This is a genomic window from Paenibacillus uliginis N3/975, from assembly GCF_900177425.1.
Classification (GTDB): Bacteria; Bacillota; Bacilli; order Paenibacillales; family Paenibacillaceae; genus Paenibacillus_AQ; species Paenibacillus_AQ uliginis.
The window spans coordinates 2,755,178-2,778,955 of record NZ_LT840184.1; the positions used below are offsets into that span (position 1 = coordinate 2,755,178).

20 protein-coding genes and 2 pseudogenes are annotated in these 23,778 nt (G+C 41.1%); all 22 read left to right on the top strand.

The window, feature by feature from the left end; translation table 11 throughout:
* Positions 1-13: 13 nt before the first annotated feature.
* Entirely contained in the window at positions 14-2,341 is a 2,328-nt protein-coding gene (gene gshAB / locus B9N86_RS13020) for a bifunctional glutamate--cysteine ligase GshA/glutathione synthetase GshB (protein ID WP_208919655.1), read from the top strand.
* Positions 2,342-2,470: 129 nt separating this feature from the next.
* The gene (locus tag B9N86_RS13025; protein ID WP_208919656.1) at positions 2,471-2,794 is read left to right on the top strand and encodes an ArsR/SmtB family transcription factor; all 324 of its coding nucleotides are present in this window, start codon (positions 2,471-2,473) and stop codon (positions 2,792-2,794) included.
* Positions 2,795-2,962: 168 nt separating this feature from the next.
* The gene (locus B9N86_RS13030) at positions 2,963-4,258 is read left to right on the top strand and encodes an arsenic transporter (RefSeq protein ID WP_208919657.1); all 1,296 of its coding nucleotides are present in this window, start codon (positions 2,963-2,965) and stop codon (positions 4,256-4,258) included.
* A gap of 25 nt (positions 4,259-4,283) precedes the next feature.
* On the top strand, positions 4,284-4,703 hold the full coding sequence (gene arsC, locus B9N86_RS13035; protein WP_208919658.1) for an arsenate reductase (thioredoxin): 420 nt from the start codon (positions 4,284-4,286) through the stop codon (positions 4,701-4,703).
* An 80-nt stretch (positions 4,704-4,783) separates the two neighbouring features.
* A pseudogene (locus B9N86_RS13040) lies at positions 4,784-4,960 on the top strand (DinB family protein); the annotation flags it as partial.
* Between the two features lie 356 nt (positions 4,961-5,316).
* On the top strand, positions 5,317-5,586 hold the full coding sequence (locus tag B9N86_RS13045) for a CD3324 family protein (protein WP_208919659.1): 270 nt from the start codon (positions 5,317-5,319) through the stop codon (positions 5,584-5,586).
* Positions 5,587-5,751: 165 nt separating this feature from the next.
* Positions 5,752-7,233 carry an amidase family protein gene (locus B9N86_RS13050; protein WP_208919660.1) on the top strand — a complete coding sequence of 494 codons (1,482 nt, stop codon included), beginning with the start codon at positions 5,752-5,754 and terminating at the stop codon, positions 7,231-7,233.
* 37 nt (positions 7,234-7,270) lie between these two features.
* Positions 7,271-7,763, top strand: a pseudogene (locus B9N86_RS13055) (formylglycine-generating enzyme family protein).
* A 700-nt stretch (positions 7,764-8,463) separates the two neighbouring features.
* The gene (locus B9N86_RS13060) at positions 8,464-8,727 is read left to right on the top strand and encodes a B-box zinc finger protein (protein ID WP_208919661.1); all 264 of its coding nucleotides are present in this window, start codon (positions 8,464-8,466) and stop codon (positions 8,725-8,727) included.
* A 24-nt stretch (positions 8,728-8,751) separates the two neighbouring features.
* Complete coding sequence (locus B9N86_RS13065; protein WP_208919662.1) at positions 8,752-9,540, top strand: prolipoprotein diacylglyceryl transferase family protein; 789 nt, start codon at positions 8,752-8,754, stop codon at positions 9,538-9,540.
* An 18-nt stretch (positions 9,541-9,558) separates the two neighbouring features.
* Positions 9,559-10,968: a radical SAM protein gene (locus B9N86_RS13070; RefSeq protein WP_208919663.1), complete on the top strand. Its 1,410-nt coding sequence runs from the start codon at positions 9,559-9,561 to the stop codon at positions 10,966-10,968.
* A gap of 77 nt (positions 10,969-11,045) precedes the next feature.
* The gene (locus tag B9N86_RS13075) at positions 11,046-11,936 is read left to right on the top strand and encodes a cupin domain-containing protein (protein WP_208920332.1); all 891 of its coding nucleotides are present in this window, start codon (positions 11,046-11,048) and stop codon (positions 11,934-11,936) included.
* Positions 11,937-12,162: 226 nt separating this feature from the next.
* Positions 12,163-12,750 (top strand): GNAT family N-acetyltransferase, encoded by a 588-nt coding sequence (locus tag B9N86_RS13080; RefSeq protein WP_208920334.1) that lies wholly within the window; start codon positions 12,163-12,165, stop codon positions 12,748-12,750.
* 313 nt (positions 12,751-13,063) lie between these two features.
* A complete protein-coding gene (locus B9N86_RS13085; RefSeq protein WP_208919664.1) occupies positions 13,064-13,459 on the top strand; it encodes a MarR family winged helix-turn-helix transcriptional regulator in 396 nt (131 codons plus the stop codon).
* 6 nt (positions 13,460-13,465) lie between these two features.
* Complete coding sequence (locus B9N86_RS13090) at positions 13,466-14,113, top strand: GNAT family N-acetyltransferase (protein ID WP_208919665.1); 648 nt, start codon at positions 13,466-13,468, stop codon at positions 14,111-14,113.
* A gap of 48 nt (positions 14,114-14,161) precedes the next feature.
* Positions 14,162-15,181 carry an alpha/beta hydrolase gene (locus B9N86_RS13095; protein WP_425298610.1) on the top strand — a complete coding sequence of 340 codons (1,020 nt, stop codon included), beginning with the start codon at positions 14,162-14,164 and terminating at the stop codon, positions 15,179-15,181.
* A 50-nt stretch (positions 15,182-15,231) separates the two neighbouring features.
* Positions 15,232-15,906 (top strand): response regulator transcription factor, encoded by a 675-nt coding sequence (locus B9N86_RS13100; RefSeq protein ID WP_208919667.1) that lies wholly within the window; start codon positions 15,232-15,234, stop codon positions 15,904-15,906.
* On the top strand, positions 15,903-17,270 hold the full coding sequence (locus tag B9N86_RS13105; RefSeq protein WP_208919668.1) for a sensor histidine kinase: 1,368 nt from the start codon (positions 15,903-15,905) through the stop codon (positions 17,268-17,270). The genes B9N86_RS13100 and B9N86_RS13105 overlap by 4 nt, the downstream gene beginning before the upstream one ends.
* A 178-nt stretch (positions 17,271-17,448) precedes the next feature.
* Positions 17,449-18,420 (top strand): alpha/beta fold hydrolase, encoded by a 972-nt coding sequence (locus B9N86_RS13110; RefSeq protein ID WP_208919669.1) that lies wholly within the window; start codon positions 17,449-17,451, stop codon positions 18,418-18,420.
* A gap of 250 nt (positions 18,421-18,670) precedes the next feature.
* The gene (locus tag B9N86_RS13115; RefSeq protein WP_208919670.1) at positions 18,671-19,642 is read left to right on the top strand and encodes an alpha/beta hydrolase; all 972 of its coding nucleotides are present in this window, start codon (positions 18,671-18,673) and stop codon (positions 19,640-19,642) included.
* A 95-nt stretch (positions 19,643-19,737) separates the two neighbouring features.
* Complete coding sequence (locus B9N86_RS13120) at positions 19,738-21,192, top strand: alpha/beta hydrolase family protein (protein ID WP_208919671.1); 1,455 nt, start codon at positions 19,738-19,740, stop codon at positions 21,190-21,192.
* A 142-nt stretch (positions 21,193-21,334) separates the two neighbouring features.
* Positions 21,335-23,443 carry a serine hydrolase domain-containing protein gene (locus tag B9N86_RS13125; protein ID WP_244563071.1) on the top strand — a complete coding sequence of 703 codons (2,109 nt, stop codon included), beginning with the start codon at positions 21,335-21,337 and terminating at the stop codon, positions 23,441-23,443.
* Positions 23,444-23,778: the final 335 nt, after the last annotated feature.

Consider the following 23,778-nt stretch of genomic DNA (forward strand, 5'->3'; position numbering starts at 1 on the left):
GAAGGTCATTAACATGAATTTGTTAAATCGTGAACTCATCCAACTTTTGATAGACAAAGCTTTACATAACGATCTGCTTCGAGGACATTTCGGTTTGGAAAAAGAAAATGTGAGAGTCGATCTAGATGGAAAACTTGCATTGACACCGCATCCTAAAGCCTTTGGCAGCAAGACGGAAAATCCTTATATTCAAACTGACTTCTCAGAGAGTCAACTTGAGATGATAACCCCAGCCTTTGACTCGATTGATGAGACTTATCATTTCATGGAAGCTTTGCACGACATTGTTTCTTTAGAATTGGAAGGGGAATACTTATGGCCCAGCAGTAATCCCCCTATGTTGCCCGAAGAGCAGGAGATTCCAATTGCCAAAATGAACGATCCCATAGCGGATGACTATCGAAGCGAATTGGCGGACAAGTATGGTCGTAAGAGACAATTGCTAAGTGGAATTCATTATAATTTCTCGTTTGATGAAGGGTTTCTTAGAAAGCTATCTGAAACAGAGGCGCGGAACACAGACTTTAAAGAATTCAAAGATGCGATCTATTTTAAAGTAGCTCGTAACCTGTTGAGATACCGTTGGCTGCTCATTTATTTAACAGGGGCAAGTCCTGTTTTTGATAAAACGTATATCGATCGATGTGTTGCTTTAGGGAATTCACATGACAATAAAAGCTACTATGTTTCCAATATGAACTCACTTCGGAATAGTGCATGCGGCTATCGGAATGAAAAATCGTACTATGTATCCTTTAATTCGACGAAAGACTATGTTCATGATTTGAATAAGTTGATTCAGAAGAATGAATTACTGAGCGTAAAGGAATTTTACAGCCCTATTCGCATGAAAACAGCAAAGGGCATCAACGTATTACAGGAACTTGTGGAAGATGGAGTTGCATACTTAGAGCTTCGATTTATTGATATAAACCCACTTCAAAGAATAGGAATCAGTAAAGAAACGATGCATTTTATACATTTGTTTATTCTTTTTATGCTGCTTAAAAAAGATGAACCCTTTAATGAAGAAGATCAAAGAATAGCTGAATTGAATCATGATCAATTGATCATGGAAGGCATAGGCGGACGTTTAAACGATCATGAAGATCGTCAGTTCACGATGGAGGTTATGGCACTTGCTTGTATCGATGAGATGCAGGAAATGGTGCAGCTGTTGTTCCCTAAGGTTGAGGACTACCTACACATACTGAATGGTGAGAAGCAAAAGATTCTTCATTCTGATTTGAACCCTGCATCTATGGTAAAGTCCGACATTCAAAAGACATCCTATCTGACTTACCATTTGGAAAAAGCAAAAAAGTACGCTGGGGAAAGTATTCAGAATGGATATCGTTTTGCAGGATATGAGGATCTCGAATTATCCACCCAATTGCTCTTAAAAGCAGCAGTGAAGAGGGGAATTAAGTTCAAACTGGTGGATCGGGATGAGAATTTTGTATTGTTATCACATGGTGAGCACGAAGAATATGTGAAGCAAGCTACGAAAACGTCCTTGGACTCCTACAGTACGGTGTTAATTATGGAAAATAAGGTTGTTACGAAAGAAGTTCTCAAACGACATGGAATTCGTGTCCCATCAGGGGAAGCATATAGAAGCTTGGATGAAGCGATATCCGCCTACGAAACGTATAGTGGTATTCCAATTGTGATCAAGCCTAAATCAACCAATTTCGGGTTGGGCATTACGATCTTCAATCGCGAATATTCGAGAGAGGATATGAAAAAAGCGTTTGAAATAGCCTTTACACATGATCGGACAGTACTTCTCGAGGAATTTATGACAGGCAAAGAATATCGCTTCCTGGTTATGGGAGATGAGGTGGTTGGGGTGCTGCATCGTGTTCCTGCAAATGTCGTGGGAGATGGTGTCCATACGATCGAACAGCTTGTTAAAGAGAAAAATAAAGACCCACTAAGAGGTCGTGGATATAAAACTCCCCTTGAGAAAATTCAGTTAGGGGAAGCAGAAGAGATGTTTTTGAAGAATCATTCTATGGGTTGGAACGATATACCACAATCAGGGGAAGTTATCTATCTGAGAGAAAACTCGAATATTAGTACAGGTGGAGACAGTATCGATTTTACCGATGACATACCCAATAGCTATAAGGATCTAGCCATTCAATCAGCTAAAGCTGCAGGAGCAACCATATGTGGTGTGGATATGATGATTGATCATATAGAGGAAGAAGCAACGGACACCAATTACAGCATTATAGAAATCAATTTTAATCCAGCGATCCATATCCACGGCTACCCTTATATTGGAAAGAATAGAAAGGCAGACGAAAAGATTCTGGATTTATTGTTTGGTTAAACCATGTTAAGTATATATAAGTCGGTTCCATCAGGGGCTGGAACCGGCTATTACTTACAGACATAAATGTATAAGCATAAAATCATATGATTAACATTATGATTTCACTAATGAAAGGAATGAATTTTATTGGAGCAGTTGAAAGAAATTGCCGAGAAGTTAAAGTTGCTTGGAGATAAAACAAGACTTACCATGTTGACGCTCCTTAAGGAAAGAGAGTGGTGCGTTTGTGAGTTTGTTGAAATTTTTGACATGTCCCAGCCTGCAATCAGCCAACACTTAAGAAAATTAAAATCTCAGGGAATTGTAAATGAAAGCAAACGTGGTCAATGGGTGTATTATTCCTTAAATGTAGAAGATAAGCCATATATTAAAGCGGTTTTGGATGAAATGCCTACTTCTCAAGAGATATTATCATCATTTAACAAAGACATTAACTGCGTTTGTGAATAACGGTTTGATCAGAATAAATAGCATTGGAATAACGGAAATATCTCTGTTTATTATATAAGTATATAGTTATATAATAATTTATAATGATTAACCGGAAAGTGCATTACCTTATCGAACTCATAAAAAAGAGTAGGATTTTTAACTGCTACATAACTGGAGGGTTGTACATTGCTTACCGCTGTACTTGCTAGTTTGATTTTTCTTGTGACATTAATTCTTGTCATATGGCAACCCAGAAATCTATCCATAGGATGGTCTGCTTGCGGTGGTGCGGCATTAGCACTCTTAGTTGGTGTCGTTGACTTTCAGGATGTATGGGATGTCACCCAAATTGTTTGGAATGCGACACTAGCCTTCGTCGCCATCATTATCATTTCGTTGATCCTGGATAAAATCGGTTTCTTTGAATGGGCTGCTCTACATATGGCTAATGCAGCTAGAGGAAACGGCATCCGCATGTTTGTCTATGTATCCGTGCTCGGAGCTATAGTAGCTGCATTTTTTGCAAATGACGGAGCGGCACTGATCTTAACACCGATTGTGCTTGCTATGGTCAGGGCACTTAATTTTGACGAGAAGAAAGTATTTCCCTTCATCATTGCTAGTGGATTTATTGCGGATACGACTTCACTTCCACTTATCGTCAGCAACTTGGTGAATATTGTGTCCGCAGACTTCTTTGATATTTCGTTTACCGAATATGCTAGCCGAATGATTGTTCCCAATTTGTTCTCATTAGTAGCCAGTATTCTTGTGCTTTATTTGTTCTTCCGTAAGAGTATTCCAAGACAATTTGACGGTACACAGCTAAAACAACCATCTACAGCTATCCAAGACCGAAAAATGTTTCGTTGGTCATGGATCGTACTAAGTGTTCTGCTTATCGGTTACTTTGTATGTGAATCCTTCAATATACCGGTATCCATTGTGGCGGGAGTTATAGCGATTTTCTTCCTACTGATGGCAAGAAGAAGTCCGGTTGTGCAAACGAAGGAAGTACTGAAAGGAGCCCCATGGGCTATCGTCTTTTTCTCCATTGGTATGTATGTCGTAGTATATGGCTTGCGTAACGCAGGTCTCACCGATCTTCTCGCAAGTGTCATTCAGACTATTGCTGATCAAGGTTTGTTTGAAGCAACAATGGGGATGGGTTTTATTGCTGCGATTATTTCATCAATCATGAACAATATGCCGACGGTCATGATTGATGCGTTAGCAATAGATGCTACGAATACATCAGCAGCTATTAGAGAAGCGTTAATATATGCAAATGTTATTGGTTCCGATTTAGGTCCAAAAATAACACCGATTGGCTCATTGGCAACCCTATTATGGCTCCACGTCCTTTCAACAAAAGGTGTGAAAATCAGCTGGGGCACTTATTTTAAGACCGGGATCATATTAACGATTCCAACTTTATTTATAACCCTATTAGGTTTATATATTTGGTTAACTATACTTTAATTTCACACTAAGGGAGAGAATGAACATGGAAAAAAAGACACTTTACTTTTTATGCACAGGCAACTCTTGCCGCAGTCAAATGGCTGAAGGATGGGCAAAAAAACATCTTGGTGATGATTGGAATGTCTACAGTGCAGGTCTTGAAGCACATGGTCTAAATCCCAATGCTGTCAAAGCTATGAACGAGGTTGGTATTGATATTTCGAATCAAAAATCCGATATCATCGACCCGCAGTTGTTAAATAATTCGGATTTGGTAGTAACGTTATGTGGAGATGCTGCAGATCGTTGTCCGATGACTCCTACGCATGTTCGCCGCGAGCATTGGGGATTTGAAGATCCAGCCAAAGCTCAAGGAACTGATGAAGAAAAATGGGCTGTTTTCCAACGTGTTCGTGATCAAATTGGTGAGCGTATCCAAAAATTCGCTGAAACCGGCGAGTAATAAAAATTGATTTATTATGAATAGTACTGTATATTCTACCTCAAATTGTCGTGGTAAAATAAGGAATCAGAGGGTTGAGGAGTGGCAGTATTATAAAAACCCATATTCACGTTGCTGATTGCTATAGGTACTGGCTTGGATCATACGCTTTTAAACAGAAACGAACTGATTTTTCATTTGCTACACATAATGAGATTGAACGCTCGGATGTCAAGTGGATTCGTGACAGATTTGAGTTTAACGTCCAACAGTTTGTAACGATGCTGGAATAAGGCGATATAATTTATCCCTAATCAATCATTATCGATTCTGAACTAACGGGACTCGAGAGCCTAATGTTAAGAAGGAGTTAACGTGAGTACTATAGAATATTTAGTTATTAAGTAATCAGTTATCATAAATCGTGAAATCGTGATAAGGAGGGTGAGGATTGAACAAAAGTGTCGCAAATGTCAAGCTCCATGCAAAGTCTATATTATAACCATGGCGGATTTTTGTATGGAGCTTAATGAAGTAACCGCATGTTTTCATTCTGACCTGTAAGGTGAAAATAGTTTATAGTATAGATTTTGCTCCCTTAAAATTAGAATCTATTTTAAGGAGTATATCTACTTTGAAATATACAAATGCTGAAGCTATTTTGCCAGAAGATTTGCTAAAGGAAGTACAGAAATATGTGCAAGGTCGAATGGTCTATATCCCCAACTCAGAAGGGTCTCGCAAAAAATGGGGTGAAAAATCAGGGAACAGAAATTACCTGATCCTTAGAAACGGCCAGATTCGCCAAAAATTCAATGAGGGATCAACGATTGATCAGCTCTCAGAACTGTTCAGTCTTTCCCATGATAGTATCAAAAAAATTGTGTACTCAAAAAAGAAATAAATCAAAAGGTTTGTCGGGTTAAGCCCGCAAGCCTTTTTTATGTTCTAAACGCTTAGTAATTGTTTTTTATATATTTTTAAAAATATATCACTTCTATAATAAAGACCATAGGATTCACAAGAATGAAATAAATAAAAGACCCAAAATCGAAAGTAGGAGCTCACCATGGAACATAATTTTGGATTGAAAAAATTAAATAGCGAAGAAGCAACGATATTTGAATTACAGGATGCCATGAATAAGGGGGAAGTTACCTCAAGGGAACTTGTAATGTATTACATGTATCGTATCGCAACGTTTGACCAGAGTGGACCAATGATAAACTCTATTATGGAAATAAATCCAGATGCGATTTTTATTGCAGAAGCATTAGACCAAGAAAGAAAATTACTAGGAGCAAGAAGCCCTCTACATGGTGTCCCCGTATTATTGAAAGGAAATATTGAAACAAATGATAAAATGCATACAAATGCGGGTGCATTAGCTTTGGAAAACCATGTAAGCTCAAGAGATGCCTTCCTTGTCCAAAAATTAAGGAACGCAGGTGCAATTATTTTAGGAAAAACAAATTTGACAGAATGGGCAAATGGGATGTCATCATCAAAAATGTGGGCTGGATATAGTTCAATAGGTGGACAAACGAAAAATCCATATGGGGATTATTTTCCTGGTGGTTCTAGTACAGGATCAGGGGCATCCGTTGCAGCAAATTTTGCTACAATCGCAGTTGGAACAGAGACATCTGCCTCTATTTTAAGCCCAGCTGTACAGAACGCTATTGTTGGTATCAAGCCAACCGTAGGTTTAATAAGTCGATCAGGAATCATTCCGTGGAGCAACTCTCAGGATACAGCTGGACCTATGGCAAGGACTGTGACAGATGCAGCGATCTTATTAGGTGCTCTTACGGGAAAAGATGAAAGTGACCCCGCTACTTGGAAGAATGAACATTCTAATATGGACTATACAGCATTTTTGGATAAAAACGGATTAAGTAACGCAACCATAGGCATTTTTAGGAATGTACCACCTGAGAAATATCGTGATATTGGCGAGTATGATGAAAGATTATTTAATGATGCTGTGGCTAAACTTAAAGATTCTGGAGCCAATGTAATAGAAGATATAGAAATCCCATCTTTCTATAGAGAGTGGGAATATAAGAAAAAGAACTTTGAATTTAAGCATTCTATTGAAAATTATTTGCAAAGCCTCCCGGCTCAATTTCCTATTCATTCATTAAAGGAGTTGATTGAATGGAACGAGCAGAATACTGAGAAGGCTTTGAAATATGGACAAGATTCATTGAAATATCAATTACAACTAGATAATCCATTAAAGAATCAGAAATACATTCTAGAGTCTATTACTGATTTATATTATTCGCAAAATATGGGTATAGATCATGCATTACAAAAGTATGGATTAGATACAATCCTGTTTCCTTCTTATGTCGGAGCTGATATATGTGCTAGAGCGGGTTATCCATCCATAGCAGTACCTGCTGGATTCCAAGATAATGGAAGAGCATTCGGGATTACATTTGCAGGAACGGCATTTAGTGAACCGACATTAATTCGTATTGCATTTGCATTCGAACAAAAAACGAACCACAGGAGAATGCCAGATTTAATAGGAGGAAGATAGAGTGTCAAATGAAATAAAGAGTTACATTGGCTATCCAATGGTGAAAATTCAAGGGGGAGAAATAGAATTAAGAGACGATAGAATAAAAAGCAAATGGAAAGCTGAAATAAGACCGTTTCTTCTTGCACGGTATCCTGTAACTACGAGTCTATACTATGCAATTACAAATAAATCTCCTAATTCTTTTGACGGAGATCTAAAACCGGCTGTGAATATTTCTTGGAACAGGAACCACTGGTTATAGATACGGAGAGCTTGATAAGATTGCCTGGTATAATGAAAATTCAGGAGGCAAAATCCATGAAGTAGGAAGAAAGGAACCGAATGCATGGGTTCTGTATGATATGTTAGGGAATGTTTGGGAGTGGTGCTTTGATTTATATGATGAACAAGTGTACGGCTCCTACCGAATTTTTCGAGGAGGTAGCTGGGCTGAGGAGGCAAGGGGTTGTGGGGCTTCGTGTCGTCGTCGTAGCCATCCGTCATTTTGCATAGACGACCTTGGATTCCGTCTTGCCCAGTCTTTTTAACTTCAACAAACCAACTTTCGAGGTTATAGCATCGTTCCAGCTTCAGGAGGACAACCACAACGAATTCTCCGAAATATCTTTGATTTACGACTTGGAGAACTACTCTGCAGTTGTTCATGGAAAGGGATCCACACAAGAAGAGGTCTTGACTCCCCATCCAAAATAAAAAGGAGAGAAAAGGTCGCATCCCGTGAACATGTTCCGACGCATCATTGGCGATGGTATTGAGATCATAAGAGACGAGCATATCTTAATTGGTGACAACCATTGTGGTGTATTGGATTAAACCGGATGAGAAATCCGTGTGAATTTTGCACCTAATATGATTATCGGATCAGCGCATCCTGCACTGGATCTACAGATAACCAGAATAACAGTTATTAAATTAACTAAAGTCTAATTTCTCGGTGTTGTAAACGAGAAATTAGGCTTTTTTTATACATATGGATTTCCTTAACGTTGTAAATTCGCATTTTCCTGAAGCTACCCCAGGTAGAAGTCTCGCTTTGTGATGCGGAGCCAAGCTTATGAATCTGCTCTTCGAGACAAGAGTGTTCGGAGAAAACTCCGGGCCTTTTACAGATGGGTGGTGGTTGTGGCTAGCTTATCTATTTTCGCAAAATAACGAAACTGTAGCCTAAAGCCACGACAACGTTTACAATGAAAATTATATGTATTAAATGTAAAGTGAGGTGGGAAGATGGAAGTCTACCGCTGCATGAATCATTCCGATGAACCGGCAGTTGCCCAGTGCAGGCGCTGCGGGAAGCCCGTTTGTGAACAATGTCATGACCAGGAAACAGGACGCTGCCGGTATCGTTGCGGTGAAATGAGTTACGGATCATCAATGCCCGTACAACAAAGAAGCACGTTATGGACGGTTGTCGTTTCCTTGCTTGCCATCCTTGGCGGGCTTGCGCTGCTTCTGATAACGATTTGCGGAGCAATGCTTTTTTCGTATTAAAGTTAAAACGACAAGGAGTTGCAGATGGAATTTCCTGTATATTTAAACTTGGGTTCCTGGCGGATTCATCCGCATGTGCTATTTGAATCGCTGGCTTATTTTATCGGCTTTCGAGTGTATTTATGGACCCGACGCCCGAGCGGTATGTCCAAATTGATGAGCCTGCAGATTCTGGCCGGCATTATTGCGGGAGCAGCCATTGGCGCCAAGCTGCTGTTTTGGCTTGAGGATCCGGCCGCAACCTGGGAGCAGCTAAGTCAATTCCACCTGTTATGGGGCGGAAAAACGATTGTCGGCGGTCTTTTAGGAGGGCTGATCGGGGTAGAACTGACGAAGCGATGGGTCGGATGGAAGCAATCTACCGGCGATGATTTTGTGTACCCGCTGATTCTTGGCCTGGGTCTGGGTCGGATCGGCTGCTTTCTGACAGGATTGGATGACCACACCTATGGCACGCCAACAACCTGGATCACCGCTGTGGATTTCGGCGACGGAATTTATCGCCATCCCACCCAGCTCTATGAAATCTTGTTTCTGATCATACTCGCTCTACTGTTAATACCGCTGTACCGCCACAGCCGCGGCAAGTCTACTCGTGAGGGATATGTGTCTGGCACGATGTTTCAATGGTTTATGGCCGGTTACCTATTTTTCCGCCTTGTAATTGAATGGATCAAACCTACGCTGCATCCGTACTTTGGCCTTAACAATATTCAGCTGGCCTGTATATTCGGCCTAATCTATTATGCGTGGCTCATTGGCGGCAGGAACAGAATAGGCCCGTCTATCCCGGGTTCTCAAATTTCAAGCTGATAAAGGAGCGTTATTTTTATGCCAAACCGGCCTTATCTGTATCATGAATTGACGAACAGCATTTGCACTATATGTTACCGCAAAGTTGAAGCGAAAATTATTGAGGAGAATGGTAAAATCTATATGGTCAAAAGATGCCTCGTTCACGGTCCGGAAAAAGTGCTGATCTCCACAGAGGTCGATTACTACCACCAGACGCGGCGGTTTATCAAGCCTTCCGAAATGCCGTTGGTCTGGAATACGCCGATTCGTTACGGCTGTCCGTACGATTGCGGACTTTGTCCGGATCATGAGCAACACAGCTGCCTCACACTGCTGGAAATAACGGACCACTGCAATTTGCAGTGTCCGATATGCTTCGCGGAATCCTCGCCGCACCGTACCTCTTACAGGTCACTTGCACAGATTGAATTTATGCTCAATCGGATTGTGGAGAACGAAGGGGAGCCGGATATCGTGCAGATCAGCGGCGGCGAGCCGACTACGCATCCGGATTTTTTTGAAATTCTGGATATGTGCAAAAGCCGGCCAATCAAGCATATTATGGTGAACACCAACGGTATCCGCATTGCCCAGGACCGGGAATTCGCGCGGCGGCTTTCGGAGTATATGCCCGGATTTGAAATCTATTTGCAGTTCGACAGCTTTGAAGCACATGTCCTAAAAGATCTGAGAGGTGCCGATCTCCGCCGTATTCGCCAGCAGGCCATTGATCATCTGAATGAATTCAACATATCCACCACGCTGGTCGTTACGCTGAAAAAGGGACTTAATGACGGAGAGATCGGCGACATCATCAATTACGGACTGCAGCAGAAAGCCGTGCGCGGCGTTACCATTCAGCCGATTCAGGCCGCTGGCCGGCTGGAAGGGTATGACCCAGCCACCGACCGGCTGACGGTAAGCGAAGTACGGCGGATGATTATCGAACAATCCGAAGTTTTTCAGGACGCGGACATTTTGCCGGTGCCTTGTCACCCGGATTGTCTAGCCATGGGCTATGCGCTGAAGTTGGGCGGGGAGGTGTTACCCCTGACGAGGATGATCGACCCTGAAATTTTGCTGGAGGGAGACAGCAATACCATCGTATTCGAGCAAGACTCGGTGATCCGGGGCAAAATGTTCGAGCTGTTGTCCACAGGCCATTCGCCGCAGTCTTCGGCACTTTCACTGAAAAGTCTGCTGTGCTGTCTTCCTTTGGCCGCCGTGTCGGAGCAGATTACCTATAATAATGTATTTCGGGTTATCATTATGCAATTTATGGATGCCTACAATTTTGATGTTCGCTCAGTCAAAAAATCCTGTGTCCATATTGTCCATCCAGACGGCCGGATGATTCCGTTTGATACGTATAATCTCTTTTATCGGGATGATAAGGAAGAGCTGCTGAAAGAACGGAAAGAGGATATTGTTACGGCCTGGGATTAAGATAATAAATTGAAGTACGTTCTCTAAACATAGGCATATGATGTGTTTATAAACCTATGGTGGAGGGAATGACAAAAATGTATTATGTTCCTAATACGTACTTCTATCCTTATTACGCTAATGTTAACACACCAATGTATCACTCAGACTATATGTCAAGAAATCATCAACAAGTATTTGAAGCTATACTTGCTGGAATAAAAAGAGAAACTTCAGGCATGGATCTTTATAGTCGACTAGCCAATGTGGCGCCAAACCAAAAGCATAAAAATAACATTCTTCATGCCTTAGAATACAAAAAAGTTCATTTAAATCAATTTACTAATCTTTATATCACACTTACTGGAAGACAGCCTATGTACCAAATCGATAAAGTGACTTTTCATAGTTATGGAGAAGGTTTAAAAAAGGCTCATGAAGCAGGAGTAGAGGGTTATGAAGAATATCGAAAGAATTGTTTACTTACTCAATACCCACTAGTTCAAAATGTATTTTTACATGTTTCTACTGGTGAAAAAGAAAATGCTACACGATTGGGTTCTTTGAATGAGGAAGTATTAAAAGATTATGGATCAAAACCATTTGTAGTTAATATTGAGGAGGTTACTGAGCAAAACAATACTTACCGTACCGCTTTATGGACAGGTAGTAATTTTCAAGTGACCGTGATGAGTATCAATGTTGGAGATGACATCGGTTTAGAAGTTCATCCGACAACTGATCAATTCATACGTATTGAAGAAGGTCAAGGACTTGTTCAAATGGGTGATAGCAAAGATAAATTAACTTTTGAGGAAAAAGCCTATGATGACTATGCAATTATGATACCTGCGGGAAAATGGCACAATCTAACCAATACGGGTAATAAACCACTTAAAATTTACGTTATCTATGCGCCGCCAGAGCATCCATATGGTACAGTTCATGAAACCAAAGCAATTGCAATGGCTTCCAAAGAAAACCATTAATTAAATCGAATAAACCATCAATTCAATTGGCATGAGTGGCTTTTCTTTATCTACTGACGTATATTTTATGGTCAAACTGTACTTTGTGCTTAGATACAGATCCGTATCACATGCGAAAAAAAAGTTTTTTCGATGACGGGAATGTTATCCTTGCGTTCTGATCTGCTATATTTAAAACAGCATATGTACAATGGAGGAAGCAATGAATCGAAAGATGAATGAATTGATGATGACTGATATCGTACAATCAATCTACTATAATGAAGCATCTGACATATTAAGGCGTGAGATCGCCGTAATACTGGATCGGGTTTGGCCGCCAGATGTTAGTCCAATACCAGGAGAGACGATTCCAACCACTCACGAAGCTGTACTCAATGCCCGTTCTTTCTATTCCTACGTAGATGGACGGTTAGTCAGCTATGCAGGTGTAGTCCGCAAGACCATCAATCACAATGATCAGACATTCAACATAGCTGGACTTAGCTGTGTCGCAACCGATCCTGATTATCAAGGCCGAGGGTTAGGATTGCGTACGGTTGCTGCCGCTACTCGTTGGATCGAACAGAGCGATACAGATTTTGGAATATTCACTTGCAAACCGTCTTTGGCCTATTTCTATGAACGAGCCGGTGCCTGGCCGGTCGTGCCGGATGTGGCACTCATTGGCAGTCGTGATGATGGCGCTTTATCCAGTGAATCCTTACAGGTTGCCGTTTTGATGCGCCTGTTTTCAGCGAAAGCTCGTACCCGTGAGTCGATGTTACGCCATACTACCATTGATCTTGGCCTTCCAGTCGGCCATTTTCTATAGCGAATGGAAAGGGTCCGAATGAGATATCCGAGCGGTCTGAGCTGAAACTATAGCCAAGGTAGACATTATACCAACAATGGGCTATTCCAATAGTCATGTAATGACTATTGGAATAGCCCATTGTTTTTTTGAAAATGAATTGTTTTATGATTTCATAGGTGGTATTTACCGTTCATAGGGCAGCTTCACAACCATTTGACAATGAAGAATAGTTAGTTTAGAGTATACTTAAAATATTTTAATTAAATTTTTTGAAGTTAATCGTCAAAAAAAGGGGCAAGATATGCTAAATAATCTAATTGAAGATTTTTATATGAAGCTTACCATGAGTTTTTACAAAAATGCATCTCAAAACGAAGCTTTAGACATAGGTGATATAAGTACTGTAGAAATGTCATGTCTCGAAGTTGTATATTTTTTGAAAAATCCAACCTATAGCGAGCTTGCAGAGTTTCTTAATATATCACAGCCAAACGCAACCTATAGAATTAACAAGTTGATTAAGAAAGGATATCTTACAAAAGTAAACGATAAAAAGGACAGACGTATATTTTATCTTCAAGTAACAGATAAATTTATGGACTACTATTGCCTTAATGATAATTATTTGAATAACGTAATAGCAGAATTAGAAAAAAGATGTACTGCAAATGATATACAACAATTTGAAAAGATGCTGAATATTATAACAAAAGACATTATGGAGTGATCAACAATGGAATTGAAATTTAAAAAGTATAATAAAAAATATTTAGAGAGTTGCGCAAATTTAATACGTAGTACATGGCCATTTGAGAAAGAGTTTAATCAACCCAAAAATCCAGAAATTATATATCAATCATATGTATTATCTTGCGAAATGTATTCGGAGCACCTTGACTTGATAGTTGATGAACATGATAACGTAAAAGGAATACTATTTGGTAGTATAGAAAATGCAGGTTTCTTCAGCCAAATGAAATATAGATTCAAAGGATTTAAAAACAATTTTAGAACTCTGTATTATTTATTATGCGGAGGCTTTGGAAATCGTAGAACAGCCTGGAAAATTAGAAATGAGCACAATGAAATAGATACTTTAGGAGAGACGACTGATAAACAATTTGACAGCGAAATTAACTTATTTATTGTTAGTCCAGATCTTCGCGGTATGGGGTATGGAAAAAAATTGATGGACCGCTATATAGAATTTTGTAATTACAATGAACTTCGTAGTGCGTTTTTATGGACAGATCTTGGATGTTCTTATAATTTTTATGAAAGATACGGCTTCAAACTATATAAACGATTTTTCCATGGAAGTTTAAGCGAAAGTGATAAAAAACAACCAAATGGAATGATATATTATTTAGATATTCAATAAAAAACAACTTAGTAGCCACATAAAGAATGGAGATCATTAATAATGCAAATGACAGAGAAAAGACCTAGAGGAGTATGGAAAAAGAGAATGCTTATATCGGTTGTTATCGTTGTCGGGTTGGTTCTTGCGGGAATCAGCTATTGGAATCTTTCACCAACACCAAAGGCATTCCTGATTAAAAAAGCATTTGAAGGCGGAATGTTTGTTCCTTCTGATAACTATGACAATGCTCTAGAAGACACAAAAATCATTAAGGATATCAATTATAATTCCAAATTTCCGGATGGCAGATTAGATATCGTTTACCCAAAAAATCATATAGAAAAAACACCTGTTATTTTTTGGGTACATGGTGGCGGATTTGTAGGTGGAGATAAATCAGACATCACAGGGTATGCAGTAGAATTAGCTGCTCGTGGATATACAGTGGTGAATATAAACTATGCTCTTGCTCCTAAAAGAGAATATCCTACGCCAGTACTCCAACTAGGTGAAGCTTATGAATATATCAAAGAAAATGCTAAGAAATATGAGTTGGAACTGGATCAGGTTTATTTTGCAGGAGATTCTGCTGGAGCACAAATATCTGGTCAATTCGTTAATATTCAAACATCTCCTGAGTATGCCAGGTTAACCAAGATTGACGCTATTGTTGATCCATCTACAATAAAAGGCGTGCTGTTATTTTGTGGCCCATATAATATGCCTGAGTTAGCTATGATGGAAACAAGTAAACAAGTACAAGACTTTTTGCGTGCCGCAGGTTGGGCTTACTTTGGAGATAAAAACTTTGAAAAATCAACTGAGATAGAGATTGCTTCTATTTTCAACTATGTTACAAAAGATTATCCACCAACTTTTATCACAGATGGAAATACTGCGTCATTCGAAGATCAAGGAAAGGCATTGGCTTCTGCTTTGCAAAATAAAGGGGTGCCTGTAGATGGACTCTTCTTTGATAAAAATGTATCTGGCGAGTTAGCACATGAGTTTCAATTTATAATGAATACCCCGGCTGCTCAAGAAGCATTTAACAAAGTTCTCGAATTTTTAAGTGAAAATAAGTAATAGGTCTGATATTTGTATAAAAAATGGAAAACAGGGAAAAGAGGGAACAGATGCCTACTATACTGGTTGCTGACGATGATGCGAACATTCGCGAACTCGTCTGTTTATTTTTACGCAACGATGGATTTGCAACAGTCGAAGCTGAAGACGGCAAAGAAGCACTAGCTGTCTATGCCTCGACGCATGTCGATCTTGTCGTGCTCGATATTATGATGCCAATCATGGACGGCTGGACATTATGCAAAGAGCTCCGAAGAGCCAATCCTGATCTTCCCTTACTGATGCTTACTGCGAGAGGCGAAACATGGGAGAAAGTGAAAGGGTTCGAACTGGGTACGGATGATTATTTGACGAAACCATTCGACCCGTTGGAGTTGACGGTTCGTGTTCGGGCACTACTCAAACGATACAAGATCGGCTCTACGCAGACGATCAAGTTCGGCAACGTCACGCTTGATCGACAGACCTATAAGGTGATCAGAGGGACAGAATCGCTCACGTTGCCGCTCAAAGAGTTCGAATTGCTGTATAAGCTGGCTGGAACTCCCGGACAAGTCTATACACGCGAGCAGTTGATCGATCAGATTTGGGGGATCGATTACGCCGGAGATGATCGAACGATAGACGTACATATTAAACGGCTGCGCGAACGGTTCGCAACGACACCTGATTTTCGGATCGAAACGGTACGCGGGCTTGGCTACCGACTTGAGGTATACGAATGATCCGATCTTTATATATACGTGTTGTCCTGACATTTCTCGTCTCCGTTATCGCAGGTACGATCATTTCTTTTTTTGCGTCCACTTGGATATTCGAAGATAAATTAAACCAAAACGCGCAAATCAACTTACGTAACTTTGGCCAAGACATTGTCCGGATTTACAAGACCCTTCCGTTACGTGAAGCGGACTTGTTCGTAAGTGAAATGAAGCTACTCGATTCCTATCATATTCGAATTTACGAAGCAACGGGTCAGTTCAAGTCTTACGGAAAGCTTAACGGACACAAGTCTGCCCCTGTGACGATGGAGCAGCTAAAAAAGGTAATCGATGGCGGCGTTGTTCAAGCCACGCCAAATGGTATTGCTGCGGTCCTCTTAGGGTTGCCGTTGAAAACAGAAATGGGAACAAAGGCGATGTTTTTGGAAACCCTCGCCCCCCCTTCCGCCACTTTTGTCGCCAGTTGGGCAATGATCTTTGCAACCTGTTCGTTGATCGCAGGAAGCTTATTGATTCTGGTTGCCTCTATATTCTTGGTAAGGCCAATCAAAAAACTGACAAAAGCAACCAAGCGGATAGCCGCTGGAGACTTCAACGTCAAGCTGAATATTAAGCAGTCGAGTGAGCTGGGTACGTTGGCTCGCAGCTTCGAAGACATGATGCACGATTTGAAGCAACTTGAGCAGATGCGCAGGGAATTCGTGACGAACGTGTCGCACGAGGTGCAGTCTCCGCTCACTTCGATATCCGGTTATGCTTCAGCACTCAAGCAAGTAGGTCTCTCAGAACATGAACGAAGCCGTTATCTGGATATTATTATCGCTGAAGCGAAGCGGATGTCCAAAATGAGCGATAGCCTGCTCAAGCTGAGCATGCTGGAATCGCAGTCACAGCAACTTCGTTTGACCACACTTAGCCTTGATGAACAGATCAGACGGGTCATCGTTGCGCTCCAGCCGCAATGGAATGCTCGCAGGCTACAGTTTGAGCTTGATTTAGATACGATACAAGTAACGGCGGATCATGAGCTATTAAACCAGGTATGGACGAATATTATTGGCAATAGCATCAAATTTTCTGAGGATGGCGGCATGATTAACGTGAGCATTCAACACTATATCAACAACGTGATCGTCCGAATATCTGACACCGGTATCGGCATCCCCCTTGAGGACCAGAAGCGTATATTTGAGCGATTTTTCAAGGCTGATCGTTCCCACAGTCGCAAGGTTGACGGGAGTGGGATGGGACTTGCCATCGTTAAACAGATCGTATCGCTGCATCAAGGCGACATTCGAGTAGAAAGTGAGCTTGGTCAAGGAACGACCTTCTTTGTCACACTGCCAATCACATCACCAACAGATTAATTCGATTGCTAAGGCTTCATGCGCAAATTTCCTTGCGTGTGAAGCCTTTGTTTTTGGTCTGTTCATTTTCCGTTCATATTGTCGTCATCGAGGGTACATCTTCGCCGTATAAGCTTCTCTTAACGGCTTCTTATTCAAAGCAGCCCAATAAAGAGATAAGGGACAGGAGAAGATGAACATGAAACCACAAGAAGAGGTAATGAAAAAGAAAATGCGTAAGCCGCTGCGCATTTTACTCAAAACCTTAGGAGCTATAGCCATATCCATCGTGCTTTTTCTAGCCATTGTATTTATCGTGAATGTGATCTGTAACAAATCGGAGCAAGGTAAACTAGAATCCTATGGTCAGTCTGTAACCGTCGACGGGAAAAATATGAATGTTCTGATCCAAGGAACAGGCGAAGAAACCGTCGTACTCCTACCTGGTCTTGCAACAGCGGCACCCGCACTGGATTTCAAGCCGCTAATCGAAGAGCTATCACCCTTCTACAAAGTCGTCGTTGTTGAGCCTTTTGGATATGGATTAAGTGATGTAACCGAAAAGGAACGGACCACAGAGAATATTGTCCATGAAATTCACGATGCCTTGCAAGGTCTTAACATTGAACGTTATATTCTCATGGGACACTCCATTTCAGGCGTTTACGGACTCGATTATGTGAATAAATACGAAAACGAGGTCATTGCATTTGTCGGGCTCGATAGCAGTGTTCCGACGCTAACGGAGAAGATTGAATCGTCCCAACTCGAAATGGTTAAATGGCTCAAAAAATTAGGTCTCTCCAGATTGGCTATGAAATTGGGTACGGACTCATTAGCTGCACTGCCCTATGATGATGGAACGAAAGAACAAATGAGAATTCTTATGCACAAAAACATGTTTAATGCGAACATAATAAATGAAGTTGAACATATGTATTCTAATTTTAAAGCAGCTGAAAGCGTATCATTCCCCACAAATCTTCCTATTATTTTCTTTATCCAAGCGAATCACCCCGTAACGGATCGATGGGTTCCTGAGCATGAAGCACAAGTAAAAAATTCTGTACATGGAAAAGTGATGCGGTTTGAAGCAGATCATTACATCCATCGTACCAAAGCCAAAGAAATCGTAGAGAACTTGAGAGAATTTATGAAAGAAATAACATAAGTGTACTAGAGAAGGTCTCTCTTCGATTTTAATCTTAGGGATTGTGATAGATAACCGTCCTAATGGACGGTTTTTCACTGTTTGGATGTGTTGACCTCCATGTTAGGGAATCATGTGCAAGCTTCCTTGCAAGTTCATATTCCGTTCATATTGGCGTCATTGAGAGTACATCTTCGTCATATAAGCTTCTCATAACGGCTTCTTATTCAAGGCAGCCCAATATAGAGATGAGGGACAGGAGTAGATGAACATGAAACCAAAAGAAGAGGTAACGAAAAAAAGGATGCGTAAGCCGCTGCGGATTTTACTCAAAACCTTAGGAGCAATAGCCGCTGCCATCGTGCTTTTTCTAGCCATTGTATTTACCGTGAATGTGTTCGCAACAAAATCGGATCAAGCAAAAATCATGCCGTACGGTCAACACGTGTCTGTGGACGGTAAAAATATGAATGTGTTAATTCAAGGCGATGGCAAGGAAACGATCGTGCTTCTGCCTGGTTATGGAACAGCTGCACCAGCGCTTGATTTTAAGCTGCTCATCGATGAACTATCTCCATATTACAAAGTTGTTGCAGTTGAGCCTTTCGGTTATGGATTAAGTGATGGAACGGAAAAAGATCGAACCACAGAGAATATCGTAAGTGAAGTTCATGAAGCGCTACAGCAGCTTAACATTAACCGATACATGCTCATGGGCCACTCCATTACAGGCATTTACGGTATTGATTATGTGAACAAGTATCCAAACGAGGTGACTGCATTTGTCGGAATCGATAGCAGTGTTCCAACACAACCGGGTATGGATGTTAAATTCCCATTAAAAACGTTTGCATTTCTTAAAAAATCAGGTCTCCAAAGATTGGCGGTCAAATTTGGTGGTGACCCTTATGCTGGACTCGCATTTGATGATCGCATCGTAGAGCAGATGAAAATGCTGTCGAATAAAAACTCGAATAGTTCCACGATGTTAAATGAAATGGATCATATCTCCTCTAATTTCAAAGGGGCTCAAGGCTTAACATTCCCTAAAGACCTTCCACTTCTACTCTTTGTACAAGCGGATAATCAAGGTGTAGCCGGATGGATCCCTCTGCATGAAGGGCAGATCAAGGACTCGGTGCATGGGAAAGTCGTCCTCATGGAAGGCTCCCACTATTTGCACCACACCAAATTCAAAGAAATCGCGGAGAACGTTAGAACATTTATGAAAGAAGCAAAATAAATAGAACGTATGGAAAGCCGTCCCTAAGGACGGTTTTCCACAGTTTATCCAATTCGGCCCGTGTCTGGGTCTATTGATGAAAGAGAGGGTTACTAATGAGATTATTTGAAATACTTTTAGTTCTATCCTGTTTGGCTTTACTGCTAGATTTATTGTTTATTAAAAGAAGCGCACAGAAAACAGAAGTGGGTTTGTGTATCGCAAGTAGCGCTATATTCGTCGTCCAATTGCTTGTTGAGGGATACAGATGGCAGTTGCTTTTGGTCTATATCATGACGGCTCTATTCATACTTATCATTCTATTAAGGCATTCAAGAAAAATGGTGAATCTAAAAATAGGGAAGCTGTTGAAATATAGTTTATCTTCTATCCTCATCATTCTCATGGTTGTATCTACTAGCTTAACGATATACTTGCCTGTCTTTCATTTGCCAAAGCCTGAGGGTCCAGAGAAAGTCGGGACTCAAACATTTCATTTTACGGATCAGAACCGAGATGAAGTCTTAACGGAAGATCAAAGCGATAAGCGGGAGCTAATGGTTCAAATTTGGTACCCTACTGAAAATAAGAATAACAACAAGCGTGAAGCGCTTTTTCCAAAAGATAAAGAAATGTTCAAAAAGTATATTCAGACATACTCTAATTCTTTAAACCTTCCCGATTTTGTGTTCGACTACTGGAAGTATAGTAGAACTAACTCTTATGAAAATGTAGAAATATTACCATCTACAAGTCCTTATCCCTTGGTACTGCTATCTCATGGTATGGGAACCAGTAGAGTTCTACATGCATCACAGGCCGAGAATCTGGCCAGTCATGGTTTTATCGTGGTCACAATCGATCATACGTATAGCACCTTTGCTACCATTTTTCCGGATGGCCGTGTAACGGACTATAAAACAAAGATGACAACAATAGATGATCGTGGAAATATTGGGAATATATGGACACAAGACGTAGAGTTTGTAATCAATCAAATTGAAAAGCTAAATTCAGGTGCAATCGAAAGTCAATTTAAAGGGAAAATAGATTTAAATAACTTAGGCGTGATGGGGCATTCTTTTGGGGGTGCAACGGCGTTTAATACAACATATTTAGATCATAGAATCAAGGCCGGGATCAATATGGACGGGTCATTATATGAAGTGGAAAATAGAGATGATATAAACAAGCCGTTTATGTTCATCAGATCGGGAAATTTTAAAGACTGGTTAGCCAATTTTGAAAATGATAGAAATTCGGATAACGAAGTAACTAAATCTCTTTCAGATGAGCTGCACATTATCAAAAATGTTATCAATCATGGTGGAAGTGCGATTTATGTAGAAGGGACTCAACACTTCAATTTCACGGACCTTCAATTCTATTCAGAGTTGATTAAACTGACGGGCATAACAGGAGACATAAATGGTAAAAGAGGATCAAACATCGTAAACCAATATGTACTCGATTTCTTTAACAAGCAACTGAAAGGAACGGGTGGAAATCTGATTCAGGGGCCGAACGACTTGTATCCAGAGGTGAAATTTATAGATCCGGAAGAACTCTAACCAATCATGTCCAGCATTTTTTTAGCCTGTTCATACTCCATTCATATTGTCGTCATTGGCAGTACATCTTCGTCGTATAAGCTATCTGTATTGGCTAGTTAAAACGTAGCTAATAAACAGATCAGAACAGGAGAAGATGCGAATGGTAATGACAGTGGGCAAGAAAACAGCTAGGAAACGAACTTCAATCGCCGCGTTAACCCTCGTGTTAACCATGTTAGCTCCCATATCTGCAATGGCCGCACCGGCTAGCAGCAGTAGTGATCTTACTTTTGATGCGACGAAAAAAATAGTTGCTGAGAAAGCCAAGTTACTCACCGAAAAGTACGGCACGACAAGTCTGCAATATGCGCTTATCGATCATGGTGAGATCACCATCTCAGGACATGCTGGCAAAAACGACCTGAAGAATGAAGTTCCCCTTACTTCACATACGATATATGGCATAGGTTCAACGAGCAAAATGGTGCTCGCAGCATCTGTTATGAAGCTAGTGGACGACGGTAAGGTAGATTTAGATATGCCCGTTGTGAAGTATATCCCTGATTTTAAGATGAAAGACAACCGTTACACACAGATTACTCCGCGCATGCTGCTGAACCATTCTTCCGGTCTTCTCGGAACCTCAGGTAGTAATGCAGCATTGTATGGGGATCATGATACTTATGCACATGATACGTTCTTAGAGCAATTGGCAACGCAAAGCTTAAAGGCCGATCCAGGAGCGTTCTCGGTCTATTGTAACGATGGTTTTACGCTAGCGGAGATTCTGGTAGAGAGAGTTAGCGGCATGGGCTTTACGGCATTTATACACAAATATTTTACAGAGCCACTGGACATGACCCATACCGCTACACCACAGGACTTGATCGATCCAGCGAAAATGGCCGGGATCTATTCCCCTCTGTATGAGGGTCAACTTCCGCAGGAGAATATTAACATCATTGCCTCTGGAGGTATTTACTCCACAGCGGAAGATCTCGCCAAATTCTCGCAAATCTTCACAGAACAGGTCGATGGCATTCTTTCGAAGAAGTCGGTAGAGGCGATGGCACAAGAAGAGTATAAACGAGGCATGTGGCCAGAGGATAGCGATACGTCTCTTTCATATGGGTTAGGGTGGGATAGCGTGAGCTTGTTCCCATTTAACGAATATGGTATCAAAGCGCTTACGAAGGGTGGAGACACGCCATCGTACCATTCATCATTCGTGGTGCTCCCGGAATACAACATGGCTGCAGCCGTTACCTCTTCAGGCGGTTCAAGCGCAACAGATCAATTCATTGCGAGTGAACTGTTGCTCAGCGCACTTGAGGAGAAGAATATGATTCAAGAACGGAAACCGGAGAAATCGTTTGGCGTGCCTATCAAGGCAGATATGCCGAAGGAAATGTCCCGGCATGCAGGTATGTATAGTGGTAGTTCAGGTAAGTTAATGAAGGTAGAACTGAATGCTGCCGAACAATTGTCGATATCCACGCTTACGGCTCCGGGCAGTCCTGACCAAACGTATACGTATACATCGGATGGTTCTTTTGTGAACGATGAAGGCACCATAAAGTTGAAATTTGTTGTAGAGAAAAATGGACGCACCTATCTGTGGTCCCGCTCCTATTTATCCTTACCGGGACTTGGACAATTAGCTTTCTCAGAATATACTGCAGAGAAGATTGAAGCGAACGAATTACCCCAGGATATTATCGCCTCATGGGAAAAACGCGAAGGTAAAAAGTATTATCTCATGAGTGAGAAATATACATCAACGGCCTATCTCAATTCTTCAGTTATCATTCCTTTTCATACCTTGAAAGAGGTTCCTGGGTATTATTTGAATAATAAGATGATTGCTGCAGACAAAGCAGTCAATGGGCTGCAAATCCCTGGCATGGCTGGTCGTGACACGATGGAAATCAATATCTTTACGAAGAACGGAATCGAATATTTTACAGCCGTAGGTAATGTATACGCGAGTGAGGAGCTTGTCAAACCGCTCTATTCGGGTAAAGGTTCTTCGACTACGATCGACGCGGACGGCTATGCCAAATGGTACTCCGTGCCTGCGGCAGCCAAAGGAAAGGTCATGACGGTTAAAATGCCTTCAAATGGCGCCTTTGCTGTCTATAATCAAGCGGGTACTTGCATCAACCACACCGTGGTTAGCGGTAAGAATCAGGTCGTACTACCGGAGAACGGCAGCATTGTATTTGCAGGTGAGGTCGGTTCGAAGTTTGTCATTTCATTGAAAAAGTAAATACGGACTAAGAACCTCCACGCATAAGAAGTCGCGAAAATCGCGGCTTTTTTTGTTTTATCGATATTCAAACAACACGGAATTATCTGATGCCCGTAGAACAGGCTGAATGAGAAAACCGGGAGGCATATCGATTATGGGCAGTCCGTCGATGATAAACTCGGGAGTCACCCTAGACAGTGCAGTTGTCGTGCTTGTTAGATGTGGGCACTCGGCTCTCTTAAGCGAAACTGGACTTAAGTCGGGGCTCCAATCTCATTCCCGGGCCCAATGTTTGAGTTTTTCAGGGGTGCTATACTGAACAGGACTTCGGAATTTGCAGCGGAGAGAGAAAA